This is a genomic window from Mesorhizobium sp. M7D.F.Ca.US.004.03.1.1, assembly GCF_003998635.1.
Lineage (GTDB): Bacteria > Pseudomonadota > Alphaproteobacteria > Rhizobiales > Rhizobiaceae > Mesorhizobium > Mesorhizobium loti.
Window position 1 is genome coordinate 1 of sequence record NZ_RZQG01000265.1, and the last position, 6,793, is coordinate 6,793.

Here is a 6,793-nt window from a genome sequence, read left to right on the forward strand (position 1 = left end):
CTCCAAGATGGTGCCTCAGAATCCGGCCAATCCGGTCAAACTTGCCGACGCCATCGCCAACGAGCCGCGCTTTGCCGACGAGGCCGAGAGGGAGCCGATCGTCCAGACGCTGCTCGACATGGCGCAGAAGCTGGAAGGCCTTTACCGCCACGCCTCGACGCACGCCGCCGGCATCGTCATCGGCGACCGGCCGCTGTCGGAACTGGTGCCGATGTACCGCGATCCGCGCTCGGACATGCCGGTCACCCAGTTCAACATGAAATATGTCGAGCAGGCCGGGCTGGTGAAGTTCGACTTCCTCGGCCTGAAGACGCTGACGGTGCTGGAAACGGCGGTGAAGCTGATTCGCCGGCGCGGCATCGAAATCGACCTGGCGACGATCCCGCTCGACGATCCCGACACCTATGCCATGCTGTCGCGCGGCGAGGTGGTCGGCGTGTTCCAGGTGGAAAGCGCCGGCATGCGCAAGGCGCTGATCGGCATGCGGCCCGACTGCATCGAGGACATCATCGCGCTGGTCGCGCTCTACCGGCCGGGGCCGATGGAGAACATCCCGACCTACAATGCCCGCAAGCATGGCGAGGAGGAGATGGCCTCGATCCATCCCAAGATCGACCATCTGGTGAAGGAGACACAGGGCGTCATCGTCTACCAGGAACAGGTGATGCAGATCGCGCAGGAGCTGTCCGGCTATTCGCTCGGCGAAGCCGATCTGCTGCGCCGCGCCATGGGCAAGAAGATCCGCGCCGAGATGGACAAGCAACGCGAGCGCTTCGTCTCCGGCGCGGTCGAGCGTGGCGTCGGCAAGCCGCAAGCCGACTTCATTTTCGACCTGCTGGCCAAGTTCGCCGACTATGGTTTCAACAAATCGCACGCTGCCGCCTACGCGGTGGTTTCGTACCAGACCGCCTATCTCAAGGCGCATTATCCGGTCGAGTTCCTGGCAGCGTCGATGACGCTCGACATGGGCAACACCGACAAGCTCGCCGATTTCCGCCAGGATGCGTTGCGTCTCGGCATAGAGGTTCTGGCGCCGTCGGTGATATCGAGCTTTCGTCCCTTCGAGGTCGGTGAGAACCGCATTTACTATTCGCTGGCCGCGCTCAAGGGCGTCGGCGATGCTGCGGTGGAGCACATCGTTGCCCAGCGTGGTGAAAAACCGTTCAAGAACCTCGCCGATTTCTGCGAGCGGGTCGATCCCAAGATAGTCGGCAAGCGCGTCTTCGAAAGCCTGATCATGGCCGGCGCGCTCGACTGCTTCGGCCACGACCGCGCGTCGATGATGGCGGGAGTGGAACGCATGATGGGGCTGGCATCGCTGGCGCAACAGAACGCTGTTTCCGGCCAGCACGATATCTTCGGCGCCTCGCTCGGCGCCCAGTCGCAGGCACTCAATCTGCCGGCGACGGACCCGTGGCTCGCCGCCGACCGGCTGCACCGTGAATTCCAGGTGGTCGGCTTCTATCTCTCGGCGCACCCGCTCGACGAGTACAAGGCGGCGCTGCAGAAGATGCGGGTGCAGACGTGGGCCGAGTTTTCGGCGGCCGTCAAGCGCGGTGCCGCCGCCGGCCGTCTGGCCGGCACGGTAACATCCAAGCAGGAGCGCAAGACGCGCACCGGCAACAAGATGGGCGTTATCGCCTTTTCCGATACATCCGGCCAGTACGAAGCCGTGTTGTTTTCGGAAGGGCTGGCGCAGTATCGCGACCTGCTCGAGGCCGGCCGCTCCGTCGTTATCACCGTTGCGGCCGAGGACAGGCCGGAAGGCGTCAATTTGCGCATCAACTCGGTACAATCGTTGGAGGACGAGGCAAGTCGCATCCAGAAGGCACTGCGCATTTTCGTGCGCAACGCCGCGCCGATCAACACGCTGGCCGGCCAGCTGGCCGTCAGGGGCGAAGGGCAGGTCAGCTTCGTGCTGATCAAGGAAGAAGGCGAGGGGGAAATCGAGATCGAGCTGCCCAACCGCTACCGGATTTCGCCACAGATCGCCTCGGCGATGCGCGCGGTGCCGGGCGTGGTTGAAGTGGAACTGGTTTAAGGTGCGTTGACAATCAGGTGATGCCGGCCTGCAAACGATGATCCGGACGGCAACCGGATAGATGTCGGCCAGCACATTGCGGATTGAGTTCGCGCTAGGCCTGGGCATCCTGTCCGATGGGGCCAGGATGTCAGCTGCGGTTGAAGTTGTTGTCGCTTGAACCACATGCAGCGAGCACGCTCGAAATGAACTCGCCGTTTCGAACCTCAGCCCCAATCAAAGCCTCGGCGGTGCGGCCGCGGCCAGACAGGAATGCGCCATCATGCCCAGCCGCGAACGCGTTGAAACCTTCCTCAAGGAAGTGGTCGAAGGCAGCCACGTCACGGCGATCGCCGACTTCTACCATGACGATGCGACCATGCAGGAGAACCTCGGCGTTCCGCGTAGCGGCAGGGAAGCGCTGATGGCACGCGAGCAATCGGTTCTGGAACGGATCCAGAAGATGCATACGCATCCGGTCCAGATTTTTCTGGTCGACGGCGACAACGTCGCCATCCGCTGGACATTCGACAGGATCGACAAGGACGGCACCGTCCGGCGCCTGGAAGAGGTGGCGCTTCAGCAGTGGCGCGGTGACCGCATCGTCAAGGAGCAGTTCTTCTATGATACGGCCACCGCCTGGAGCCTTGTCGGACCCGACGGCACAGTGGTGCAAAGCTGAGGGATCCGGCAACTTAAGCCACTGGACGGCCTTGGCTGCGGACGCTACGCAATCGTCATGAAAACGGCGGGCAAGGACGGATTGCAGGAAAATTCGGCGATGACGCGGCTGCGCAACCGGCTGCGCAATCTCTATCACGGGCGCACGCCGGCCGCTTTCCGGTTCCAGCTGGTGGCTGTCGTCATCGACCTCACCATCATCGCTTTCTTCATCGCGACGCCGGTTCTCCAGGACAAGCCGTCATTCCTTTGGCTCGACTATTCGGCGGCGGCTCTCGTCGCCGCAGACCTGGCCGCGCGGCTGCTCGCTTCCAACGACATGCTGCGGCTGATGAAGCAGCCGACGTCTTGGGTCGATGTCTTCATCCTGCTGACGCTGCTGATGCCGACGGCGTTCGCCAATCTGGCCTTCCTCCGCATCCTGCGGCTGTGGTCGCTGTCGCGCAGCGGTTCGCTCTGGCGGCATCTGGAGATGCGCGGCCTGCGGCCCTGGCGCGAGGCAAGCCACGCGGTCATCAACCTCCTGACGTTTCTGTTTGTCATCACCGGCTTCGTCTACACCTTCTTCTTCCGCACCGGCGCTGGTCTGGAGAACTATATCGACGCGCTCTATTTTACCGTCGCGACGGTGACGACGACCGGCTTCGGCGACATCGTGCTGCCCGGCATGGCCGGTAAGCTGACGGCAATCGTCACCATGATCATCGGCATATCGCTGTTCGTCAGGCTGGCGCAGGCGATGTTTCGGCCGGCCAAGGTGTTCTTTCCCTGCCCGCAGTGCGGCTTGCAGCGGCATGAGCCGGATGCCGTGCATTGCAAGGCCTGCGGCCATATCCTGAACATACCCGATGACGGGAACTGACCGGCGGCGGTGTTACGACGCCGCCACGTCGGCCGGCCTTATCGACTTTCGCTTAAGGTTGAGCAGATTGCCCATCAGGATCAGCAGTGCGCCGCCGGCGGTGAAGGCGTCGATCTGCTCGCTATAGAGCAACCAGCCGATCAGCGCCGACAGTGGCACGCGCAGGAAATCCATCGGCGAGATGACGGTCGCGTCGGCATAGCCAAGCGCGCGGGCCATGCAGAAATGCGACGACATGCCGGAGAAGCCAATCAGCACGATCCATGGCCACAGCTCCAGCGGTGGGTTGCGCCAAGTATAGAGCGCCGGAACGAGGCCGACCACCGATTGGATGATCAGCATCCAGAAGATGATGCGCACGACGCTGTCCGTCCGGGTCAGCGACTTGACCATGACCACCGAGATGCCGAAGCAGACTGCGGCGCCGAGCACGACGAGATGTCCCGGATCGACCGAGCCGACACCGGGGCGCACGATGATCACCACGCCGATCAGCCCCAGCACGATCGCTGCAAGCCTTGGCCGGGAGAGCCTCTCGCCAAGAAAAATCACCGCCAGGATGGCCGTCCAGATCGGCGTGGTGAATTCGATCGAGATCAGTACGGCCAGCGGGATCAGCGTCAGGGCGTAGAGCCAGGCCGCCTGGCCGGAATAATGGATGATGTTGCGGGCGATATGGGCGACGGGCCGCTGCGTGCGCATGGCTGGAAAGCCGCCGCTCATCATCACCAGTGGCAGAAGGATGAAAAAGCCGATCACCGAGCGCAGTTCCAGCACCTGGAAGACGTTGAGCTCGGCTGTCGTGGCGCGGCCGGCGACCGACATCGCCAGGAACGAGGCAATCGACAGCGCCATCCAGAACGCGGCCTTGGGAATCGAGGGGGTAGGTGTCATCCGCGCTATGTCGCAGGCCAGGGCTTCTGCCGCAATCGCTAGCCGTTGCCTTCTTCTGGGCCAGTCGCAGCTACTGGACGCCGCAAAAACAGTCATGTGGCGAGCGGAACCTGACACGGCAAGGGGCGTTGAGTCCCGATAGTCAGCCGTGCGTTGCAGGCCGTCCTGCCTTTTCAAAATCAACAAGGAGAGCTTCGATGAGATCATTCGCGCTAGTCGCGCTTGCTGGCGTTCTATTGGTTGGGGCAGGCGCGGCGCATGCCGACGAGACCAAATTTCTCCAGTCGTTCAAGGGCAATTTCGCCGGCAAGGGCACTGTCCAGGTGACCACGGATGTGCCGAACGTTGGAGTATCTTGCAGCTTCAAGTCGAATGCGACCTCAACCTCGCTCTCGCTGGACGGCAATTGCCGCGGTCTCGTTGTGGTGTCGCGGGCCATCAGTGCCAATCTGAAGGTCACAGGTGCGAAATACAGCGGCATTTATGTCGGCTCTCGTACCGGGCCGGCACAACTCAACGGCAGGCGCTCGGGCAATGCGATCAATCTCGGCATCCGCTGGGCCAAGGAGGTCAATGGTGACCGCAAGGCGCAGATGACGGTCGAGAAGAGAGGCGAGAACGGCATCCGGCTGACGGTCACCGACACCGACCCGAAAACCGGCAAGAGCGTGGTGACGAGCAGGATTGATCTGCAGCGTACTTAGCGAAGATCAGTCTTCAAGCGGCTCAGGCGGGTGGGCATCGCGGCCCTTGCCGAAGGTGTAGCCGGTTTCCACCGCCTTGCGGCCGAACTTGTCGCGCAGGGCATCGATGGCGCCTTCGGCCATGGCGCGCTTGCGCGACTGGACGTCGACCAGATCGGGCGGGTCGGCCTTGTCGTCGTCCGAGAGGTCGCTGACGCCGATGCCGAGCAGCCGATATTTGGTGCCGTCGGTTTCCTTGCGCAGAAGCTCCACCCCGGTCTGAAAGATGCGGTCGGCGAGCCGGGTCGGGTCGCCGAGCTGGCGATTGCGCGTGCGCAGCTTGAAATCCTGGGTCTTCAGCTTCAGCACCACGGTGCGCCCGGCAATGCCCGATTTTTTCAGCCGCGCCGAGACCTTTTCCGAAAGCCCTCTCAGCACCGCGACCAGCTCGTCCAGCGACGCGATATCGGTGTCGAAGGTGGTTTCGGCCGATACGCTCTTGGCATCCTGGTCGGGATCGACGCGGCGGACGTCCTCGCCGCGCGAAAGGTGGTAGAGCCGGTCGCCCATCGTGCCGTAGCGGCGCATCAGGTCGCCACGATCCATCTGTTGCAACTGGCCGATGGTGCGGATGCCGTCGCGCTCAAGTGTAGCGTTGAACGCTTTGCCGACGCCCCAGATCATGGTCACCGGCTGCGCCGCCAGGAAGCCGACTGCCTCGGCTTCGCCGATGACCGAGAAACCGCGTGGCTTGCGGAAATCGGAGGCTATCTTGGCGAGGAACTTGCAGTAGGACAGGCCTGCCGAAACGGTGATGCCGATCTCCTTCTCGACCGCCAGCGCAAAGCGCGCCAGCACCACCGCCGGCGGCAGGCCGTGCAGCCGTTCGGTGCCGGCGAGGTCCAGAAATGCCTCGTCGATCGAGAGCGGTTCGACCAGCGGCGTCAGCGCCTGCATCATGGCGCGCACCTCGCGGCCGACGCGCACGTATTTTTCCATGTTGGGGCTGATGACGACCGCCTCGGGGCAGGCTTCGAGCGCCTTGAACATCGGCATTGCCGAGCGCACGCCCTGGATGCGCGCGATGTAGCAAGCGGTGGAGACGACGCCGCGCTTGCCGCCGCCGATGATCAGCGGCTTGTCCTTGAGCGCCGGATTGTCGCGCTTTTCGATCGCTGCATAAAAGGCGTCGCAATCGATATGGGCCAGATGCAGCCGGTAGAGCTCGGGATGACGCGCAAGCCGGGGGCTGCCGCAGCGTTCGCAGCGGCGCGTCTGGCTGCGCTGAAACGTCAGGCAGTCGCGGCAAAAACCGTGATCGGGATTGTTGACAGGGGCCGCCATCGCTGCGAACATAAAGAGAACAGAGGCAATGGTACGACAGTGCAAGGCCAGCGACAAGGCTGGCCTGGGGAGAACTCATGAGCACGACCATAGCGCCGCTTACGCCTGAGCTTTGGGCTGAATTCGAGGACCTGTTCGGCAAGCAGGGCGCCTGCTACGGCTGCTGGTGCACGCATTTCCGGCTGGCCCCGGCGGTGCGCCGCGAGAGCAGCCGAGAACGCAACAAGGACCACATCAGGGCGCGCATCGAAGCCGGTCCGCCACCGGGTTTGCTGGCATTCGAGGATGGTCAGGCGGTCGGCTGGATGC

Annotated in this window: 6 protein-coding genes and 1 pseudogene; 5 read left to right on the plus strand and 2 right to left on the minus strand. The window is 63.2% G+C overall.

The features are described 5' to 3' along the window. The 3 genes from dnaE to EN935_RS16530 form a co-directional block, all read left to right on the plus strand. On the plus strand, positions 1-2,041 hold a 2,041-nt coding region (gene dnaE / locus EN935_RS16520; RefSeq protein WP_127373447.1), incomplete at its 5' end, for a DNA polymerase III subunit alpha. 262 nt (positions 2,042-2,303) lie between these two features. Beyond that, a complete protein-coding gene (locus EN935_RS16525) occupies positions 2,304-2,702 on the plus strand; it encodes a nuclear transport factor 2 family protein (RefSeq protein ID WP_127265466.1) in 399 nt (132 codons plus the stop codon). Positions 2,703-2,759: 57 nt separating this feature from the next. Continuing rightward, a complete protein-coding gene (locus EN935_RS16530) occupies positions 2,760-3,563 on the plus strand; it encodes a potassium channel family protein (protein WP_127373448.1) in 804 nt (267 codons plus the stop codon). Positions 3,564-3,575: 12 nt separating this feature from the next. Here EN935_RS16530 and EN935_RS16535 read toward each other — a convergent pair whose 3' ends face one another. Beyond that, positions 3,576-4,457: a DMT family transporter gene (locus tag EN935_RS16535; protein WP_127265468.1), complete on the minus strand. Its 882-nt coding sequence runs from the start codon at positions 4,455-4,457 to the stop codon at positions 3,576-3,578. A 197-nt stretch (positions 4,458-4,654) separates the two neighbouring features. On the opposite strand from EN935_RS16535, the gene EN935_RS16540 reads away from it, so the two are divergent. Further along, positions 4,655-5,161 (plus strand): hypothetical protein, encoded by a 507-nt coding sequence (locus EN935_RS16540; protein ID WP_127265469.1) that lies wholly within the window; start codon positions 4,655-4,657, stop codon positions 5,159-5,161. A gap of 6 nt (positions 5,162-5,167) precedes the next feature. Here EN935_RS16540 and EN935_RS16545 read toward each other — a convergent pair whose 3' ends face one another. Beyond that, positions 5,168-6,496, minus strand: coding sequence for a DNA polymerase IV (locus EN935_RS16545; RefSeq protein WP_126068952.1), 1,329 nt, complete (start codon positions 6,494-6,496; stop codon positions 5,168-5,170). 65 nt (positions 6,497-6,561) lie between these two features. On the opposite strand from EN935_RS16545, the pseudogene EN935_RS16550 reads away from it, so the two are divergent. Further along, positions 6,562-6,793: pseudogene (locus tag EN935_RS16550) on the plus strand (GNAT family N-acetyltransferase); the annotation flags it as partial.

Coding starts and splice junctions, on each gene's coding strand:
- EN935_RS16525 (WP_127265466.1), top strand. CDS start 2,304: ATGCCCAGCCGCGAACGCGTTGAAACCTTCCTCAAGGAAGTGGTCGAA.
- EN935_RS16530 (WP_127373448.1), top strand. CDS start 2,760: ATGAAAACGGCGGGCAAGGACGGATTGCAGGAAAATTCGGCGATGACG.
- EN935_RS16535 (WP_127265468.1), bottom strand. CDS start 4,457: ATGACACCTACCCCCTCGATTCCCAAGGCCGCGTTCTGGATGGCGCTG.
- EN935_RS16540 (WP_127265469.1), top strand. CDS start 4,655: ATGAGATCATTCGCGCTAGTCGCGCTTGCTGGCGTTCTATTGGTTGGG.
- EN935_RS16545 (WP_126068952.1), bottom strand. CDS start 6,496: ATGTTCGCAGCGATGGCGGCCCCTGTCAACAATCCCGATCACGGTTTT.